15 protein-coding genes are annotated in these 16,536 nt (G+C 67.5%); 3 read left to right on the top strand and 12 right to left on the bottom strand.

The annotated features are described in order from the left end of the window. Positions 1-3: 3 nt before the first annotated feature. The 6 genes from ET475_RS11780 to purE form a co-directional block, all read right to left on the bottom strand. Entirely contained in the window at positions 4-795 is a 792-nt protein-coding gene (locus ET475_RS11780; protein WP_207205343.1) for an ABC transporter ATP-binding protein, read from the bottom strand. Then, positions 795-1,670: an ABC transporter permease gene (locus ET475_RS11775; RefSeq protein ID WP_129390338.1), complete on the bottom strand. Its 876-nt coding sequence runs from the start codon at positions 1,668-1,670 to the stop codon at positions 795-797. Before ET475_RS11775 ends, ET475_RS11780 begins: the two co-directional genes overlap by 1 nt. Before the next feature lie 101 nt (positions 1,671-1,771). Further along, a complete protein-coding gene (locus ET475_RS11770) occupies positions 1,772-3,748 on the bottom strand; it encodes an SH3 domain-containing protein (protein ID WP_129390335.1) in 1,977 nt (658 codons plus the stop codon). Positions 3,749-4,033: 285 nt separating this feature from the next. Beyond that, the gene (locus ET475_RS11765) at positions 4,034-5,152 is read right to left on the bottom strand and encodes a glycosyltransferase (protein WP_129390331.1); all 1,119 of its coding nucleotides are present in this window, start codon (positions 5,150-5,152) and stop codon (positions 4,034-4,036) included. 2 nt (positions 5,153-5,154) lie between these two features. Further along, positions 5,155-6,534 carry an LCP family protein gene (locus ET475_RS11760; RefSeq protein WP_129393903.1) on the bottom strand — a complete coding sequence of 460 codons (1,380 nt, stop codon included), beginning with the start codon at positions 6,532-6,534 and terminating at the stop codon, positions 5,155-5,157. A 74-nt stretch (positions 6,535-6,608) separates the two neighbouring features. Beyond that, positions 6,609-7,076, bottom strand: a complete 468-nt coding sequence (gene purE / locus ET475_RS11755) for a 5-(carboxyamino)imidazole ribonucleotide mutase (RefSeq protein WP_129393901.1) — start codon at positions 7,074-7,076, stop codon at positions 6,609-6,611. Between the two features lie 240 nt (positions 7,077-7,316). On the opposite strand from purE, the gene ET475_RS11750 reads away from it, so the two are divergent. Next, positions 7,317-7,883, top strand: a complete 567-nt coding sequence (locus ET475_RS11750) for a hypothetical protein (RefSeq protein WP_129390328.1) — start codon at positions 7,317-7,319, stop codon at positions 7,881-7,883. Between the two features lie 4 nt (positions 7,884-7,887). On the opposite strand, the gene ET475_RS11745 is transcribed toward ET475_RS11750, so the two are convergent. The 3 genes from ET475_RS11745 to ET475_RS11735 all read right to left on the bottom strand — a co-directional run bounded on the left by ET475_RS11745 (position 7,888) and on the right by ET475_RS11735 (position 11,326). Beyond that, entirely contained in the window at positions 7,888-9,024 is a 1,137-nt protein-coding gene (locus ET475_RS11745; protein ID WP_129390325.1) for a 5-(carboxyamino)imidazole ribonucleotide synthase, read from the bottom strand. An 881-nt stretch (positions 9,025-9,905) separates the two neighbouring features. Then, positions 9,906-10,454 (bottom strand): PH domain-containing protein, encoded by a 549-nt coding sequence (locus tag ET475_RS11740; protein WP_129390322.1) that lies wholly within the window; start codon positions 10,452-10,454, stop codon positions 9,906-9,908. A gap of 80 nt (positions 10,455-10,534) precedes the next feature. Continuing rightward, positions 10,535-11,326, bottom strand: a complete 792-nt coding sequence (locus tag ET475_RS11735; protein WP_129390319.1) for a biotin--[acetyl-CoA-carboxylase] ligase — start codon at positions 11,324-11,326, stop codon at positions 10,535-10,537. Positions 11,327-11,437: 111 nt separating this feature from the next. Between ET475_RS11735 and ET475_RS11730 the strand changes: the two genes are divergently transcribed. Together ET475_RS11730 and ET475_RS11725 are read left to right on the top strand one after the other, a co-directional pair. Continuing rightward, positions 11,438-13,033, top strand: a complete 1,596-nt coding sequence (locus ET475_RS11730; protein ID WP_129390314.1) for an acyl-CoA carboxylase subunit beta — start codon at positions 11,438-11,440, stop codon at positions 13,031-13,033. Further along, on the top strand, positions 13,030-13,260 hold the full coding sequence (locus ET475_RS11725) for an acyl-CoA carboxylase subunit epsilon (protein WP_129390311.1): 231 nt from the start codon (positions 13,030-13,032) through the stop codon (positions 13,258-13,260). The genes ET475_RS11730 and ET475_RS11725 overlap by 4 nt, the downstream gene beginning before the upstream one ends. Before the next feature lie 269 nt (positions 13,261-13,529). Here the strand turns inward: ET475_RS11725 and ET475_RS11720 are convergent, their stop codons facing one another. Genes ET475_RS11720 through ET475_RS11710 form a run of 3 tightly spaced genes read right to left on the bottom strand, consistent with a single transcriptional unit; the run spans position 13,530 to position 16,499 of the window. Then, positions 13,530-14,603, bottom strand: a complete 1,074-nt coding sequence (locus tag ET475_RS11720; protein WP_129390308.1) for a hypothetical protein — start codon at positions 14,601-14,603, stop codon at positions 13,530-13,532. After that, positions 14,600-15,853 (bottom strand): ATP-binding protein, encoded by a 1,254-nt coding sequence (locus tag ET475_RS11715; protein WP_129390305.1) that lies wholly within the window; start codon positions 15,851-15,853, stop codon positions 14,600-14,602. Before ET475_RS11715 ends, ET475_RS11720 begins: the two co-directional genes overlap by 4 nt. Further along, positions 15,837-16,499 (bottom strand): response regulator transcription factor, encoded by a 663-nt coding sequence (locus ET475_RS11710; protein WP_129390302.1) that lies wholly within the window; start codon positions 16,497-16,499, stop codon positions 15,837-15,839. The genes ET475_RS11715 and ET475_RS11710 overlap by 17 nt, the downstream gene beginning before the upstream one ends. Positions 16,500-16,536 lie beyond the last annotated feature (37 nt).

Raw genomic sequence — 16,536 nt, 5'->3', positions numbered from 1 at the left:
CGGTCAGCCTGCCGAGGCGGCCGGGTCTCGGCCTTCGAGTACCGCAAGCGCATCGTCGATGCCGCCGTCGAAGATGACCTCGCCCTTGCGAATGACGATGCCGCGCCGGCACAGTTCTTTGACCTGGCCGGCGCTGTGACTCACGATCATCATGGTGACGCCGCTGCCTGCCATCTCTTTGAGCTTGGCGTTGCACTTCTCTCGGAACGGTGCGTCACCGACCGAGAGCACCTCATCGACCAGCAGCACGTCGAGTTCGATGTGGATGGCCACGCTGAACGCCAGGCGCATGAACATGCCCGACGAGTAGTGCTTGACCTCTTGATCGATGAAGTCACCGATCTCGCTGAACGCGACGATCTCATCGAAGCGCGCCTTGGTCTCCTTCTCGCTCATGCCCAGAATGGCGGCGTTGAGGAAGACGTTCTCGCGCCCGGTCAGATCGGGGTGGAATCCCGCGCCGACCTCGATGAGCCCAGCGACGCGCCCGCGCGTGAGCACCTCGCCTTCGTCGGGGCGAAGGACACCCGAGACGAGCTTCAGTGTCGTGGACTTGCCCGAGCCGTTCATACCCATGACTGCCACGGATTCGCCCTCGTTGATCGTGAAAGTCACGTTCTTGAGCGCCTGGAACTGCTGAGAGCGAAGGGGCCGGCGCTTAATCCAGTTGATGAAGGCGTCTTTGAAGGAGCGCGTCGAGCGCTTGTTGAACCACTTCGACACGTTGTCGAGAACGATAGCGGGCTTCTGTTCGCGTGATGTGCGCACGGCGATGTTCGAGGTGTTCGTTGCCATTACAGATCCTGGGCGAACGTGCGCTCGAAACGCCGGAAGACGAACTGGCCGATGAACGTGACCACGATGATGATGCCCACGGCCGAGAGCACGTGCCACTCGAAGCCGGGCGCCCAACCCAGGCGCGAGCTCTCGGGAACGAGCGGGGCCCAGAAGGCGTTGTGGAAGAGTTCGACGGCGACGGTGATCGGGTTGCTCATGTAGATGTCGAAGATCCAACGATGGTTCGTGGTGTGTTGGTACACCATCACCCACGTGTACATGATCGGCGACGACCAGGTGGCGATGGTGCGGATGATCTCGATGAAGTTCTGCGCGTCGCGGAACCTCACGTTGATGGCAGACAAGAGCAGCCCGACGCCGAGAACGAACGTCGTCACCAGAAGAAGGCCGGCAAGCATCAGACCCACCGACGTGAGGCTCGGCAGCCAGCCGAACAGCACGCAGACGAACATAAGCACTGCCATCTGCGGCAGAAAGTGCACAAACGAGCCCACCACGGCCGCGATCGGGAACAGCTCACGCGGCAAGTAGATCTTTCGCACGAGCGCACCGTTCGAGACGATCGAACGGGTGGTGGCGCCCATCGCATCGTTGAACAGGTTCACGATGACAAGGCCCGAGAACAGGTAGATCGGGTAGTCCTCGACCCTGCCATGCAGCCCGACGATGCGCCCCATCACGAGGTAATAGACGAGGAACTGCACGGTGGGCCGCACGTACGACCAGAACCAGCCCAGCACCGAGTTGCGATAGCGCAGCGAGCTGCTCTTGGAGATGAGCACTCGCAGCAGGTACCGATACTTGAAGACGTCGAGGAGTCCGCGGCCTGTGCCGGGCGTGTTGAAGTCGTTCTTATCGAAAGTGATTGTCACGGGTAGTTGTCCTAGCGGCCGCGCGCATCCGCATCCGGGCCATCCGCCATCCTACTGGAATGGCGTCTGAGAACCGGCTGCGACGGAGCCGCGGCATCCCGTCACTTCAGGTACTGATTCGCGACCCACCCCGACTTCGAGCCGTACGTCACCTGACTCCAGCTGCCGCTCGTCTTCTTGACCGTCACAGCCTTGCCCTTGGGGATCACCGTGAGCACCTTGGCCGACAGGCTGCCGCTGGAACGCAGGTTCAGGGGCGCTGTCGTCTTCTTCATGGTGGTGGATGCCGCCGCCGACGATGTCGACAGATAGTCGTTGTACACCCACCCGCTCTTCGAGCCGTACGTCACGTGGCTCCAGCTTCCGCTGGTCTTGGTGACGGTGACCTTCGCGCCCCGCGGCAGCACCGTGATCACCTTGGCGCTCAGGCTGTTGCTCGAGCGCAGGTTCAGTGCCACCTTCACCGTGGCCGTCTTGCTCGTCGTCGTGCCCGTGCTGGGCTTGGACGCTGTGGGCACCGAGGTCTTGAAGCCGCTCAGGTAGGCATTGGCGACCCAACCTGTCGTCGAACTGTACGTGACCTGGCTCCAGTTGCCGCTGGTCTTCTTGACGGTGACCGACTTGCCCTTGGGAATGACGGTGAGCACCTTTGCCGACAGGCTGGCACTTGCGCGCAGGTTGAGCGCGGCCGTGGTCTTGGCCGTCTGCGTGGTCGGAGTCAACGGCTTCGACGGGGTGGTCGCCTCTTGCTCGAGGGCGAGGTAGTCACTGTGCGCCCACAGCGTCGTGGTGCCGACCTTCAGCCGCCACCATGCGCCGTAGGTTCCGGTGCGGGTGTACTTCTGGCCCTGCTTGATCGTCTGCACGCCGGTGGCGCAGTCGGTCGACGGGGCGGTACGGGCGTTCAGCAGACCCACCGTCACCACTGCGGTGCCCGACGCCGAGGTCACCTTCGCGGGCTGGGCGCATCCGGTCACCGCCGGGGCCGGGCCCGACGATGCAGAACCGGTGGTCAGGTACGAACTCACGACCCAGAGCTTCGTGCTGCCGACCGTGATATGCGTCCACGCCCCATACACACCGGTGACGGTGACCTTGTCGCCCTTCTTGAGTGTGTGGATGCCGCTGCCGCACAGCGTCGTGGGCGCGGTGCGTGCGTTGAGCTCCAGCACGTTCACCGTGGCCGATCCCGACCGGGTCGAGACATCCGCCGTCGCAGGGTTCGTGCACGCGGACACCTGGGCCGGCGCCCCCTTCGACGTGGACGCGCCGGGTGCGAACCACGACACGTAGTAGTTGTAGAAGTTGCGGTTGCCGTACGTCGAGCAGGCGTCGCCGGTGCCCCAGCCGGCGGCCAACGCCGCGATATTGGGCCGGTACGGCGTGTAGTTGTAAAGGTTGGCCGTCGCCTGGTTCTTGATGAAGACCTTCGAGGTGCCGCACGACGACGAGGGCGCCCACTTGATCGTGTTGTACTGCCCGGCACGGTACGAGAACGAACTCGGGTACTTCGTGTAGATCTGCATCTGCCGCGCTCCGAGCACCACCTGTGTGGAGAATCCGGCGAACTTCGGGTCACATCCCTGCGGAGTGTCGGGGCACGAGAACCCCAGCGCCCGCGCATAGCGCGTCGAATCGGGGTTGTTCATCGTGACCAGGCCCTGCTCCTTCTGGAGCATGACGATCAGCACCTTCGGGTTGATTCCGCACGCCTTCGCTGCCTGGTAGATGATGCGGGCCGACGATACGCCCTTTTCGGCGGCGACGGCCTTGCAGTAGGTGTCGGCGGCGCGCTTGGCGATGTCGCCCTTGTAGTCCTTCAAACACGTGTAACCCGACTTGCACGATGACACCTTGCCGTCGAGGAACGTCTCGATCTGCTTCTCGGTCATCGCGCCGGAGTCATAGAACTCGGCATCGGAGATGATGTAGCCCCCGTCGAGGATCGTGCCCGGCAGCTCTGCCGCTTCGGCCTTCGTCGACGGCGCGACCAACGCCAGCACCGCCACAGCCACCAACGCCGAGACCACCAGCGCCAGCCAGCGCGCAGACAGAAGGACCCCTCGACGTGCAAACATGTGAACATTGTGGCGGATGTGACGAGTGATTACCACCCCGCACAGAAATCAGATGGCACGACACGCCGAATGCAGGGGGCTCTCATTTATCACACATCTGGGGTTTCCGCTCACCTCCCATCCGCTCGTTGGGCGAGGGAGCGCAGCAACCGAGTCGACACGTGCGCAAGAGCGTTGCGACACGTGCGCGAGAGCGTTTCGACTCGTGCGCGAGAGCGTTTCGACACGTGCGCGAGAGCGTTTCGACTCGCTGCGCTCGCTCAACGAGCGGAGGGCCAGGGTCGGTCAGAGGTCGGCGTGCAGCTGCCAGACGCGGTCGGCGGCCTCGTGCCACGAGAAGGCGCGCCCACGGTCACCGGCGAGCACGCCCAGGCGGTCAAGGCTGCGGCCTGAGCCCAGCGCCTGTGCAATCGCCTCGCCCAGGGCCGCGGCATCCTCTTCGCCGTCTTGGGGGTCGCCGACGACCGCTCCCCCGTCGACGATCACTTCGCGGTGATCGGGCGAGGCCACTGCGATCACCGGCACACTGAGCTTCATGGCCTCGAGCACCCGCCAGGGGAATGCGGCACGGCGGCTCGGAGCCACCAGCAGCACGCTCGCGTCGAGGATCGCCGCCCGATCGGCGCTGTCTGCCTCGGGCCGCACCCGCACGCGGGTGCCGGAGATTCCGGATGCCTCGGCCAGGTCGACGATCGCGGGTTCCTGCCCCTGCTGCGCGTCGAGAACAACAACCGGCAGGTCGGTGCCCGAGGCGGCGATGGCGGAAAAGCCCGTGGACAGCGCGGCCGACGGGCTCGCGTCACCGACGAGGGCGATGACGGCTTCGGGGACGGCCAGCGTGCGGCGGCGGCCGACCGAATCGGTCGGCACCGCGAACCCGGTCGCTGCAGCCCCCGCGATCACGCGGGTGCGTGAACCGAGACCGGCAAGCTCTTCGAGGCGATCCACCATCGCGTGGGTGGGCACCACGATAGCGTCGGCGTGCTTGCGGGCGCGTCGCAGCATCCCCTTGTGCCATGCGAGCGCCGAACGCGAGAGCTCTTCGGGATGCTGCCAGGGCAGCAGATCCCAGAGGGTGACGACGGTCTGGTCGTGCTCGTTGACGCGGTCGTGCCGGGTGAGCGGCGCCAGCAGCGTCGGCGAGTGGATGAGCCCACCGCCCACCCCCGCGGTCACCCCCAGCTGCCACGCCGCGGCCAGCTCGCGCCGCCCCATCCCGAGGCGCCGCACTTCGCTGAGTCCGGCGATGTCGAGTTCCCGGCCGGTCGGCACTATCGCGCCGACATCGCATCCCGAGGGCGCCGTCTGCACGAGGGCCCGCGCCAGCTCTGCCGAAGCGACGGCCAGATCAGGATCGGTCTCGGTGATCAGCTGGTCGAGCACAACCCGCAGCAGCACGCTCATCGTCAGCCCTTCGGTGACGGCGATTCGCTGGCCGGATGCAGGGCATCGTGCACAAGAGCGTGCACGGCGTCGATATCAGGCGAGGTCTGGTCGATGTTGTTCTCTTGGGGTGTCAGCTCGATCGTGGTGATCTTGTGTTCCTTGGCCTTGATCGCCAGATCGGCGAATCCCGACAGCATCGACTTCGGGATGTCGGTTTTGACCAGGTGCTCGCCCGCAGACATGATCTCTTGGAACCGGCTGAGCACTGTCACCGGGGTGAACTGCTTGAGGATCGCCTCCTGCAGCTGTCGCTGCCGCTTCATGCGGTCCCAGTCGCTGGTGGTCTTGCGCGAGCGGGCGTACCACTGGGCGGTGTTGCCGTCCATGTGCTGCTTGCCCTTCTCGATCCAGCCGGTGGCCCATTCGTCGGTGGGCTGCCCCTCGTATTTCGGGCCGCCCCCCTCGGGCAGCCGCTCGGTTACGGTGATGTCGACGCCGCCCAGCGCGTCGACGAGATCGGCGAAGCCGGCCATGTCAATGAACGCGTAGTACGGAATGTCGATTCCCAGCAGGCCCTCTGCGGCATCCTTCGTGGCCTCCACACCCGGAGTCGAGCCGTTCTTCTCGGCGTCGGGATAGATCGCGTTGCCGTCGCGGCAGACCTCGAGCTCGGTGTTGAGCTGGTTGATCGCGGCCGTCCACCCGCAGGTCGGGTCGCCGTGGCCGGTGTGCAGATCGGGATAGAACTGGCGCATCGGGCTGTCTGCCGAGAACGGGAACCCCTCGAGGTCGCGCGGAATGCCGGTGATGGTCACTTGTCCGGTGTCGGCGTTGACCGAGACCACCGAGATCGAGTCGAAGCGCATGGAATCGCGGCCGCTGCCGCTGTCGGCGCCCAGGAGAAGAATGTTGTAGTAGCCGTCTGACGGCTTGGCCATCGGCGCCGAGGCCTGGAAGATGCTGGCAAGACCGCCGTGCAGGGAGAAGACCCGTGAGGCGGCTCCGGCCGTAAACGTTCCCGAGAGCACGAGCAGCACGATAGAAAGCAAGGCGATGCCGAAGCGCGCCGTGGGGCCGGTCTTGATCAGACGCACGAGGCGGAGTGTGTCGACGGTGAGCACGACCCACAGCACGAGATACGCGAAAAGGGCCAGGCCGATCAGCAGGAGCACGGGTGAGCTGATCCGGAACAGACCGAAGAACGAGAAATCGGCGAGTACGACTTTCAAGAGGGTGGTGCGCCACAGCAGAGCGCTGACGATCCCGATGATCACCAGCACCCACATCACCAGGGTCGCGCCGAGCCCGATCTTGGCCAGCCGCCGGTTGCCGGCCAGTGCCTGCGCCGAGCCGGGGATGAGAAAGTTGCAGACGACCAGCCACCACCCGCGCCGGGTCATGAAGCGCTCCGACGCGGTGTCGGGGTGTCTGAGCGGGCGTTCCTCGACGACGTGCGCGCCCGACGCGACGGCCGTCACAGTGACTCCTTCAACCGCCGGTTCTTCTGCTCGACCTGGGCTTCGAGGTCGCGGGCGTACGCCTCGACGCGGTCGGCGACGGCGGGGTCGGATGTCCCCAGGATGCGAGCGGCCAACAGGCCGGCGTTCTTCGCCCCGCCGATCGACACGGTCGCCACCGGAATGCCGGCGGGCATCTGCACGATGCTCAGCAGCGAATCCATGCCGTCGAGGGTGGCCAGCGGTACCGGCACGCCGATGACCGGCAGCGCGGTCACCGAGGCCAGCATGCCCGGCAGGTGCGCCGCGCCTCCAGCGCCGGCGATGATCACCTGCAGACCGCGCTCACGCGCTTCGCGCCCGTATCGCACGAGCTTGTCGGGAGTGCGGTGCGCCGAGACCACCTCGACCTCGTGTGCAATCCCGAAGTCGGTGAGAATCTGTGAGGCGTCGCTCATCACACGCCAGTCGGAATCGGAGCCCATCACGACTCCGACCAAAGGCGACGACGAGGAATGCAGCGGCTGGGTCACGCGTCAAGGCTAGGGCGACTGCCTGGAAGATCCCCGCAACGGCGCGGGGGAAATCGGCGACGCCTCCTGCACAAGGGGGCTCGAAGACGGAATTGTACGGGTTGTCCACAGATTGGATGCCGGTGGCACGCGCGATCTGTCGCGCGCCATACCGTGGTGGCACAGCATCCGTTTTCGTCGCACACTGGAGGGGTGATCGCTTTGTCGCTCGACACATGGGTTTCCCTCGGCAGCCTGCTGGCAGTCGCGGTGGCCTTCTATGCGTCGATGCGCTCGTGGCGCACCGACCTCAAGAACGACATCGCCGGCGTACGCACCGATCTCAAGAACGACATCGCCGGCGTACGCGACGAACTTCACAGCACGCGCACCGAGCTCAAGACCGACATCGCCGGCGTACGCGACGAACTTCACAACACGCGCACCGAGCTCAAGACCGACATCGCCGGCGTACGCGACGAACTTCACAACACGCGCACCGAACTGAAAACCGACATCGCCGAGCTACGCACCGAACTTCACGACACGCGCACCGAACTGAAAACCGACATCGCCGGCGTACGCGACGAACTTCACAGCACGCGCACCGAACTAAAAACCGACATCGCCGAGCTACGCACCGAACTCAAGACCGACATCGCCGAGCTGCGCACCGAGCTGAAAGCAGACATCAACCGTCTCGACGACCGCATGTATCTGTTGGCGGCGGGCCTGAAGCCCCTCCTGGCCTCTCCGGCGTCTGCATCACCGGCCGAATGATGCGTCAGTCGGCGAAGAACGCGGCCGCCGCTCGCGCGTCGTAGACGACATCGTCGAGGTCGTCGCCCACGGCATTGACGTGTCCGACCTTGCGGCCCGGCCGCGGATCCTTCCCATACGTATGGATCTTGACATCCGGATGCTCCGCCATGACCTCGGCGAAGCGCACGTCGAGTCCCTCTTCGGTGGGGCCGCCGAGGATGTTCACCATGACCGCCCAGTGCTGCCGAGGAGCGGGGTCGCCCAGCGGCAGATCGAGCACGGCACGCAGGTGCTGCTCGAACTGGCTGGTCACCGCGCCGTCCTGCGACCAGTGCCCGGAATTGTGCGGGCGCATCGCCAACTCATTGACAAGAATCCGGTCATCGGTGGTCTCGAACAGCTCGACCGCCAGCATCCCCGTCACCCCCAGGCCTTCAGCGATGCCGGAGCCCACTTGCTCGGCGACCTCGGCGAGGCGGCCATTCAAGTGCGGTGCGGGCGCAATCACCTCGGCGCACACGCCGTCTCGCTGAACGGTTTCGACGACCGGGTACGCACGCACCTCACCCGACGGACGCCGCGCGACCTGCTGCGAGAGCTCGCGGCGAAAGTCCACGAGCTCTTCGACCAGCAGCTCTCCCCCGCGAGCGTCTTCGGCGAGCGCCGCGAACCAGTCCTCAGCCTCGGTTCCCGACGAGACGACACGCACGCCTTTGCCGTCGTAGCCGCCGCGCGGGGTCTTGATGACCGCGCGTCCACCATGGTCGTCGAGAAAGGCCTGGAGACCTTGCGCGTCTGAGACCGCGGCCCAATCGGGCTGCGGCATCCCGAGTTCGTCGAGCTTTGCGCGCATGGCGAGCTTGTCCTGCGCATACTGCAGCGCGTCGGGACCGGGGTGCACTGCCACACCGGCCTCGACGAGTGCGCGCAAAACGGGTTGGGGCACGTGCTCGTGGTCGAAAGTGACGACATCGACGCTTTTCGCGAACTCGAGTACGGTCTGCTCGTCGTGGTAGTCACCGACCGCGGATGCCGCGAGCTTGGCCGACATCCCCTTCTGCTCGGCCAGCACGCTCAGCTCAATGCCGATCTCGACCGCCGGGGCGATCATCATCCGGGCCAGCTGGCCGCCGCCCACCACTCCGACTCGCAGGGTCATCCGCGTCCTTCCGTCTCGCACCATTCTGCCGCACTCGCCCGGCTGAGTTCGGGGGTGCGCCGCCGCCGCGCGGGTATTTGGGGTCACAGAACTGGCGACCTCGCGGCGCACAGCCCGCACCTACTGTGACATCCCCCAAGACCGCGTCACAGAACCGGCGACCTCCCGGCCGACAACCCGCACATACTGTGACATCCATCTCGGGAGCATCCCCCTCGGCGGACACCCCCTCCACACCCCCGGCAGCGCATGTCACAGAATCGGCGACCTCCACGCGCACAGCCCGCACCTTCTGTGACATCGCTCTCGGGAGCATCCCTCGGGACCACCACCGCTATCAACCCCAGCAGCGCATGTCACAGAACCGGCGGCCGCCCCGCGCACAGCCCGGACATACTGTGACATCCCCAAGACCGCGTCACAGAACCGGCGACCTCCCGGCGCACAGCCCGCACATACTGTGACATCCATCTCGGAGCATCCCCCTCGGCGGGCACCCCCTCCACACCCCCGGCAGCGCATGTCACAGAACCGGCGACCTCCACGCGCACAGCCCGCACCTTCTGTGACATCCACCTCGAGAGCATCCCCTCAGCAGACTCACCCTCCGCACCCCCGGCAGCGCATGTCACAGAACCGTCGGCCTCCCGGCGCACAGCCCGCACATACTGTGACATCCCCAAGACCGCGTCACAGAACCGGCGGCCTCCCGGCGCACAGCCCGCACATACTATGACATCCATCTCGGGAGCATCCCCTCAGCGAACACCCCCTCCGCACCCCGGCACCACATGTCACAGAACCGGCGACCTCCCCGCCGCCAGCCCGCACATACCGTGACATCCCCTGACCGGGGTGCACCACAGCGTCCGCCCGCGGCGTCAGGCAGGCTGGTCGGGCAGCGGCTGCGCGTCGCGGTGCGCGAGAATCTGGCTGACCTCGACCCGGTCGACGAGCACCTCGTGCACAAGCCGGGTCTTCGGGATGTTGCGCAGCCGCAGCGGCTCTTGGATGCCGTCGGCGAGCACGAGCGTTCCCGTCCCCCAGATGCGCTGCAGGATGCCGCGGCGAAGGGTGATCGTGTACCCCCGGGTGTGCGAGAGCTCACGGCGATGCACGACGACGATGCCGCGGCGCTCGATGACGCGCTCGGTGGTCAGCGTGTAGACATGGCTCCACCAGGCGGCGAACGGCAGCAGCACGAGCAGCAGCACCACCGCGGCCGCAGCGGCCAGCAGCATCCAATTCTCGAACCCCGACGGCAGGTTGCCGTACAGATAGCCGACAGCGCCTGCCACGGCGATGAGCACGAGCGCCGACCAGAACAGCCGACGCGCGTGCGGCCGGATGCGGGCGATGCGCAGTTCGGGCGTCGGCGTGCCCGGGGCGGGCGTCAGTGGCCGCCCCCCGATGCTCGTCGGCCGCGTCATGGTTCCATTCTCACCGCACCCGCCGACATCGCCCGCCGACACGACGGGACCAACGTTCCCGCAAAGACGCGGGGCCGGTCTCAGCCGGCGCTCGGGCGCACGTGCACGACATCGCCCGCCGAGACGGCTGTTTCCACGGATCCGGATGCCACGACCAGGCGACCCTCGTCATCCAGTCGCTGTGCGCGCCCTTCGAGCACGCGGCCATCGGGCAGCGAGACCCGTACGTCGGCACCGAGCGTCAGGCACAGCGCCTCGACCTCGCCGCGCACCCCGGAGGCCCCGGCCGCGCCGCGGGCGAGGGCGGCCAGCTGCTCGTCGAGCGCGACGAGATAGTCGGCGACAAGACGGTCGTCGTCGGCCTCGCGTCCGAGTGCGGCGAACGAGGTCGCCGTGTGAACCGGAAGCTCCGACGCCGGCATGCGCGTGTTCACCCCCGAGCCGATCACGACGGCATCCGGTTCACCGGGCACGACTTCGGCGAGGATGCCGCAGATCTTGCCTCCGTCGACGAGCACGTCGTTCGGCCACTTCAGGCCGACCGTGTGCCCGTGCGGGCGCAGCTGTGCTGCCACCGCACGCGTCATCGCCGCCCCGGCTGCCAGCGGCACCCACCCGCGTGCCGCGGCCGGGATGCGCGGAATGCGCACGAGCACCGAGAGGGCCAGCGCCGATCCCGCCGGGGCACTCCAGGTGCGGTCGAGCCGCCCGCGGCCCGACCGCTGATCGCCGGTCAACAGCACCGACAGGTGGGGCCAGCCCACAGGATCGGCGGATGCCGCGGCCACGGCATCCGCATTGGTCGAACCAGTGGATGCCACAACCCGCACCCGCGGGCTCACACTCTCGGTGCGGGGATAGTCGACGGACATGTCCCCACGATAGGCGGCCCGCACGCCCCCTCCCCACTGGTGGGCGCGCACAGCCGATGAGGCAACCCCTTGTGTACGCCCTCCAACCGCCGGAGCGGGCTGATCGTTAGGGTGGAATGCGTGACGCAACCCGACCTGACCACGACCGCCGGCAAGATCGCCGATCTGCGTGCCCGCTTTCAGCAAGCGGTCACCTATGCCGAGGAGAAGGCGCAGAGCAAGCAGCACGCCAAGAACAAGATGACGGCGCGCGAACGCATCGAGATGCTGCTCGACACCGGTTCGTTCACCGAGATCGACGAGTATGTGCGCCACCGCACGACCACGTTCGGCATGGACAAGGCACGGCCCTACGGCGACTCGGTCGTCACCGGGGTGGGCACCATCCACGGTCGCACTGTGGCGGTGTACGCGCAGGACTTCTCCACGTTCGGCGGGTCGCTGGGCGAAGTGGCCGGCGAGAAGATCATCAAGATCATGGAACTCGCGCTGCGCAACGGCATCCCGATCATCGGCATTCTCGACTCGGGCGGCGCGCGCATTCAGGAGGGCGTGGTCGCGCTCGGCAAGTACGGTGAGATCTTCCGGCTGAACACGGCGGCATCGGGGGTCATCCCGCAGATATCCATCATCATGGGGCCGGCCGCCGGCGGTGCCGTGTACGGCCCGGCGCTGACCGACTTCGTGATCATGGTCGACAAGACCAGCCAGATGTTCGTCACCGGGCCCGACGTCATCAAGACCGTGACCGGCGAAGACGTCGGCATGGAAGAGCTCGGCGGCGCCTACACGCACAACACCCGCTCGGGCGTCGCGCATTACCTCGCCGACGACGAAGACGACGCCATCGACTACGCGCGCACGCTGCTGGGCTTTCTGCCCGACAACAACCTCGCCGAGCTGCCGGTGTACGAGAGCGGCTTCGAGTGGGAGACCACCGACGCCGACCGCTTCCTGAACACGATCATCCCCGACTCCCCCAACCAGCCATACGACATGCATCAGGTGATCGAGCATGTCGTGGACGCCGGTGAGTTCCTCGAGGTGCAGCCGCTGTTCGCCCCGAACATCACGATCGGCTTCGGTCGCGTGGAAGGGCGCTCGGTCGGCATCATCGCGAACCAGCCCAACCAGATGGCCGGCACCCTGAACATCGACGCCGGCGAGAAGGCCAGCCGGTTCGTGCGCTTCTGCGATGCGTTCTCGATCCCCATCGTCACGCTGGTCGACGTGCCCGGATACCTGCCGGGCACCGACCAGGAGTGGACCGGGGTGATCCGTCGCGGCGCAAAGCTGCTCTACGCCTACGCCGAGGCCACCGTTCCCCTGGTGACCGTCATTCTGCGCAAGGCGTACGGCGGGGCCTACATCGTGATGGGCTCCAAGCAGCTGGGGGCCGACGTGAATGTCGCCTGGCCCACGGCCGAGATCGCCGTGATGGGCGGTCAGGGCGCGGTGAACATCCTCTACCGGGGCGAGCTCAAGCGTGCCGAAGAGGCGGGAGAGGATGTCGCGGCCGTGCGCGCGCGCCTCGCGAACGAGTACACCTACTCGGTGACTTCGCCGTTCCTGGCAGCCGAACGCGGAGAGCTGGACAGTATCATCGAGCCGGCCCAGACGCGTGTGTTCGTGGCCAAGTCGCTGCGCGCACTGCGTGGCAAGCGCGTGACCCCCGCCGCGAAGAAGCACGGTAACATCCCGCTATGAGCGCGGGGGACGACACGGCAGCACCGCTGCAGATCGACGTCGTGCGCGGCAATCCCACCGAGGAAGAGCTCGCGGCGCTCATCGCCGTGGTCAGCGAGGCGTACTCACGCGAAGAGGAGTCGGCCACCGTCGCCGACGAGAGCCTGAGCGCATGGCAGGTCTCGGCGCGCCACCTGCGCAAACCGCTGCGCCGGGAACTCGGCTGGCGCAATTACACCGCCGGCTGATTCGCCGCAGATACGGGGGAATTTGTCCCCCAAAATACCTACAGACGAGCACCCTACCGCTCTCGCATACTGGATGTGCTGGAACGCTTCTGCGTTCGGCTGACCTGCTCGTCCAGGGTAGATGAGCACAGGTTCGGCCACCGTGGATGGTTTTCGGGTAACCGTCCACACGGCGAGGGGCGGGCGGCTTCGCCGCCCCTCGCCTTTCTCTTGCCCTTTGTGCGGCACGCAGGCCGCGGCACGCAGGCTGTGGCAGACGGATGCCGCGCTCACCCGCGACGCGGACGCGGAATCTCGTGCCACAGGTCGACGCTGTCGTCGTCTGACGGTGTGCTGCTGGGCGAGCGGCCCACGACCGTCACGGCGATCTCGGGATGCGTGGACGCGCGAATGTAGAGCCGATGCGACACGGCCTCGTGCACGGCGGCGGCCAGTTCGCTGCGGATATGCTCGAGCTCCTCGTCGCTGAGGTCTTCCAACCCGCCCTCGTCGAGTACCGACACCGTCGCACCGCGCCGCCGCGCGGCATCCAATTCGGCCCGCACCCCGTCGTCGAGAAGGCGCGCGCCGCGCAACTCGTCGCGCAGCTGGCCCTCAGCGATGCGCGCCTCGGTGCGCTCGTGTTCATCGAGCAGCCCGCCCTGCTCGATGGCACGAGACAGGATGGGGCCCGCCACCGCCAACGCGCGCTGCACCTGGATGCGCCGCTCGCGCTGACGCCCCTGCTGCGCGGCGCGCCAGGCAGAGGCTGCGCGTTGCAGCTCGGAGAGGCGTGCCGCATCCAGAGCGGCGCGGTCCATCGACAGCAGCAGCAGCTGCGCGGCCAGCACCCACATCGACGAGCCGATGAGCCCCAGTGTGAGCGCGGCCAGCGGGCCGAGCCACAGCGACGTCGACACCGCGAGCGCCGCGATGCCGATCCACGCGATCCAGGGGCGGCGACGCACCATGACGATGATCATCAGCAGCCCGATGGCACCCACGTACCAGGTGCCGAACGATGTCGTGCGCGAGTCGACCGACAGGGCGGCGGCCGCGCCGTTGGGCACGAGCACGGTGGCCACCAGCGCGACCGCGCACACCCAGGCGGGCAGACGGGTGGGGCCGCGCTCGCCGGCGGTCAGCAGGCTGTCGCCGTCGGCCGGGCCGGCGCTCGCCCCCCGCAGGGGCGTGCCATCCACGAAGAGGCAGATGGCCACGACCACGAGGTAGAACGCCGTGGTGATCAGCGCCAGAAGCGGATGGTTCACGGTGCCGCCGGCCCACACAAGGCTGCGCGCGGCCAGATACACCGCGAACGCGGTGCCCAGGGCGGTCAGGATGCCGCGAACCGAGGCCCTCATGCCGTATCCGCCCATTCCAGCGTGACGCGTGTGCCGTCGGCGCCCGACGAGACCCGCGCCCGGCCCCCCACGGCCGCGACCCGCGCATGGATCGACGCGCGAATTCCGAGTCGATCGGCCGGCACCGCGTCGGGGTCGAAACCCGGCCCCGTGTCGATCACCCGCACCGCCACGCGCGCCGGGTCGTGCTCACCGTGCACCGTCACCCGCAGGCCCGCGGCATCCGCGTGCTGAATGGCATTCGCGATGGCCTGCGCGGCCGCCAGCGCCAGGGCGCGGGCGACGACACCGGGCAGGCGGATGCCGTCGATCTGGGTGCGCTCGACCCGCAGGGTGTGGCCGAGCTCGGCGGTCGAGACCTCGATCTCGCGCGCTATCGTCTCGGCGTCCACCGGGGCCTCCGAGCCCATTCCCGCGTCGCGTTCGGCGTTGGCCAGTCGCGTGAGCGCCTCGCGCGCCATCCCGACGGCCAGGCCCCGCTCGCGTTCGGTGTGCGCGCGCTCGACGGCCAGCAGGGCGGCCAGCACGCTGTCGTGCATCAGCGCCCCGACCGCGACGCGCTCCTGTTCGGTGGCATCCACCGCGGCAGCGGCCGCGTAGGAGGCCACCGCCTGTGCGCGCGCGGTGTCGACGTTCGTGGCGACCGAGCGCAGCATCCATCCCAGGGCCACCAGGATGCCGCCGAGAATGAGCGCGAACGAGACGTCCAGGACCACCGGTATCGCGAATCGCGGATCGAAGCCCGACTGCACGAGTCGAGCCAGACCCCACAGCACCGGGATCACCGCGGTGCACACCACCTGCCACGGCAGGGGGAAGGCCAGGACGGATGCCACGGTGGCGACGTTGAGCAGAAAGAAGATCCAGGGCTCCACCTCGGGCGAAGACGGCGCGCCCGCGGCGGCCACCGGCCAGATCACCAGCGCCGCGGTGTAGACGACGACGAACACCGCCGCCAGCAGGCGCTGAAACCGCCCCACCACGCACGCCAACAGCATGAGCCCAAGTGGGATGAAGACCGTCAACGCCATCGCCGACCGCCACTCGGGTCGCTCCGACGACGTGTTCAGTGCGGTGAGCAGTCCCTGCGCGCCCAGCACCGCGCAACCGACCGCGATGACCAGCGAGAGGATCCGCTCCACCCGCGTGCGGGTGAACGCCCCGACGCGCGCGACAGCCTCCCTCGACCGGGGAACGCGCTGCCAGGCCGCGTCGAGAGCGGCCTGCGCGGTGTCAGCTGTCACCGGCATCGTCGATGGGGGTGAGGATGCCGTCCTCAACCGCCCGGCGCAGCAGATCCACCTTGGTGGGTGCGGGCCGGCCCACGTCGACGTACTTCACGCGCACCCGCGTGATGTTCTCCTTCGCCGTCGAGTAGGCGATGCCGAGGCGGTCGGCGACGATCTTCAGCGGCAGGCCTGTGGCATACAGACGCAGCACCTCGCGTTCGCGTGTCGACAGCTGGGCGTCGGCGAACGCCCGGTCGCCGTCGACGGCGCTGGCCCATTCCACGTTGTTCAGGGGCTCGCCGCTGGCAACGGCGACCACCGCCGCGAGCACCTCGTCGATCGGCGACGATTTGCTGACGATGCCGACCGCGCCCGCGGCCAGCGCCTCGCGCACCGCAGCGGGGCGGTCGGCGACGCTGTGGATGATCACGCTCGACCCGTCGACGACCAGAGTGCGCACGTTCTCGGTCACCGTGGTGCCGTCGCCGAGCGTCAGATCGAGCACGACAACATCGGCCGGCGCCGAACCCGACAGCGCACGCCAGTCGAGGTACTCGGTCACCGAGCTTCCCGAGAACACGATGTCCATGTCGTCGACCCGGGCACAGGCGGCTTCCAGGCCCAGGCGCACCGACTCATGGTCGTCGATAAGAGCCACGCGCGTCATGGGTTCAGGCTAGCGCGGGCCGGCCCCGCGCGCGCGG

The sequence above is a fragment of the Microbacterium protaetiae genome, from assembly GCF_004135285.1.
Taxonomy (GTDB): domain Bacteria; phylum Actinomycetota; class Actinomycetes; order Actinomycetales; family Microbacteriaceae; genus Microbacterium; species Microbacterium protaetiae.
Note: the sequence above shows the minus strand (reverse complement) of the source record. Positions and strands in the feature narration are given on the sequence as shown.

Coding starts and splice junctions, on each gene's coding strand:
- ET475_RS11780 (WP_207205343.1), bottom strand. CDS start 795: ATGGCAACGAACACCTCGAACATCGCCGTGCGCACATCACGCGAACAG.
- ET475_RS11770 (WP_129390335.1), bottom strand. CDS start 3,748: ATGTTTGCACGTCGAGGGGTCCTTCTGTCTGCGCGCTGGCTGGCGCTG.
- ET475_RS11765 (WP_129390331.1), bottom strand. CDS start 5,152: ATGAGCGTGCTGCTGCGGGTTGTGCTCGACCAGCTGATCACCGAGACC.
- ET475_RS11760 (WP_129393903.1), bottom strand. CDS start 6,534: ATGACCCGGCGCGGGTGGTGGCTGGTCGTCTGCAACTTTCTCATCCCC.
- purE (WP_129393901.1), bottom strand. CDS start 7,076: ATGGGCTCCGATTCCGACTGGCGTGTGATGAGCGACGCCTCACAGATT.
- ET475_RS11745 (WP_129390325.1), bottom strand. CDS start 9,024: ATGACCCTGCGAGTCGGAGTGGTGGGCGGCGGCCAGCTGGCCCGGATG.
- ET475_RS11740 (WP_129390322.1), bottom strand. CDS start 10,454: ATGACGCGGCCGACGAGCATCGGGGGGCGGCCACTGACGCCCGCCCCG.
- ET475_RS11735 (WP_129390319.1), bottom strand. CDS start 11,326: ATGTCCGTCGACTATCCCCGCACCGAGAGTGTGAGCCCGCGGGTGCGG.
- ET475_RS11725 (WP_129390311.1), top strand. CDS start 13,030: ATGAGCGCGGGGGACGACACGGCAGCACCGCTGCAGATCGACGTCGTG.
- ET475_RS11720 (WP_129390308.1), bottom strand. CDS start 14,603: ATGAGGGCCTCGGTTCGCGGCATCCTGACCGCCCTGGGCACCGCGTTC.
- ET475_RS11715 (WP_129390305.1), bottom strand. CDS start 15,853: ATGCCGGTGACAGCTGACACCGCGCAGGCCGCTCTCGACGCGGCCTGG.
- ET475_RS11710 (WP_129390302.1), bottom strand. CDS start 16,499: ATGACGCGCGTGGCTCTTATCGACGACCATGAGTCGGTGCGCCTGGGC.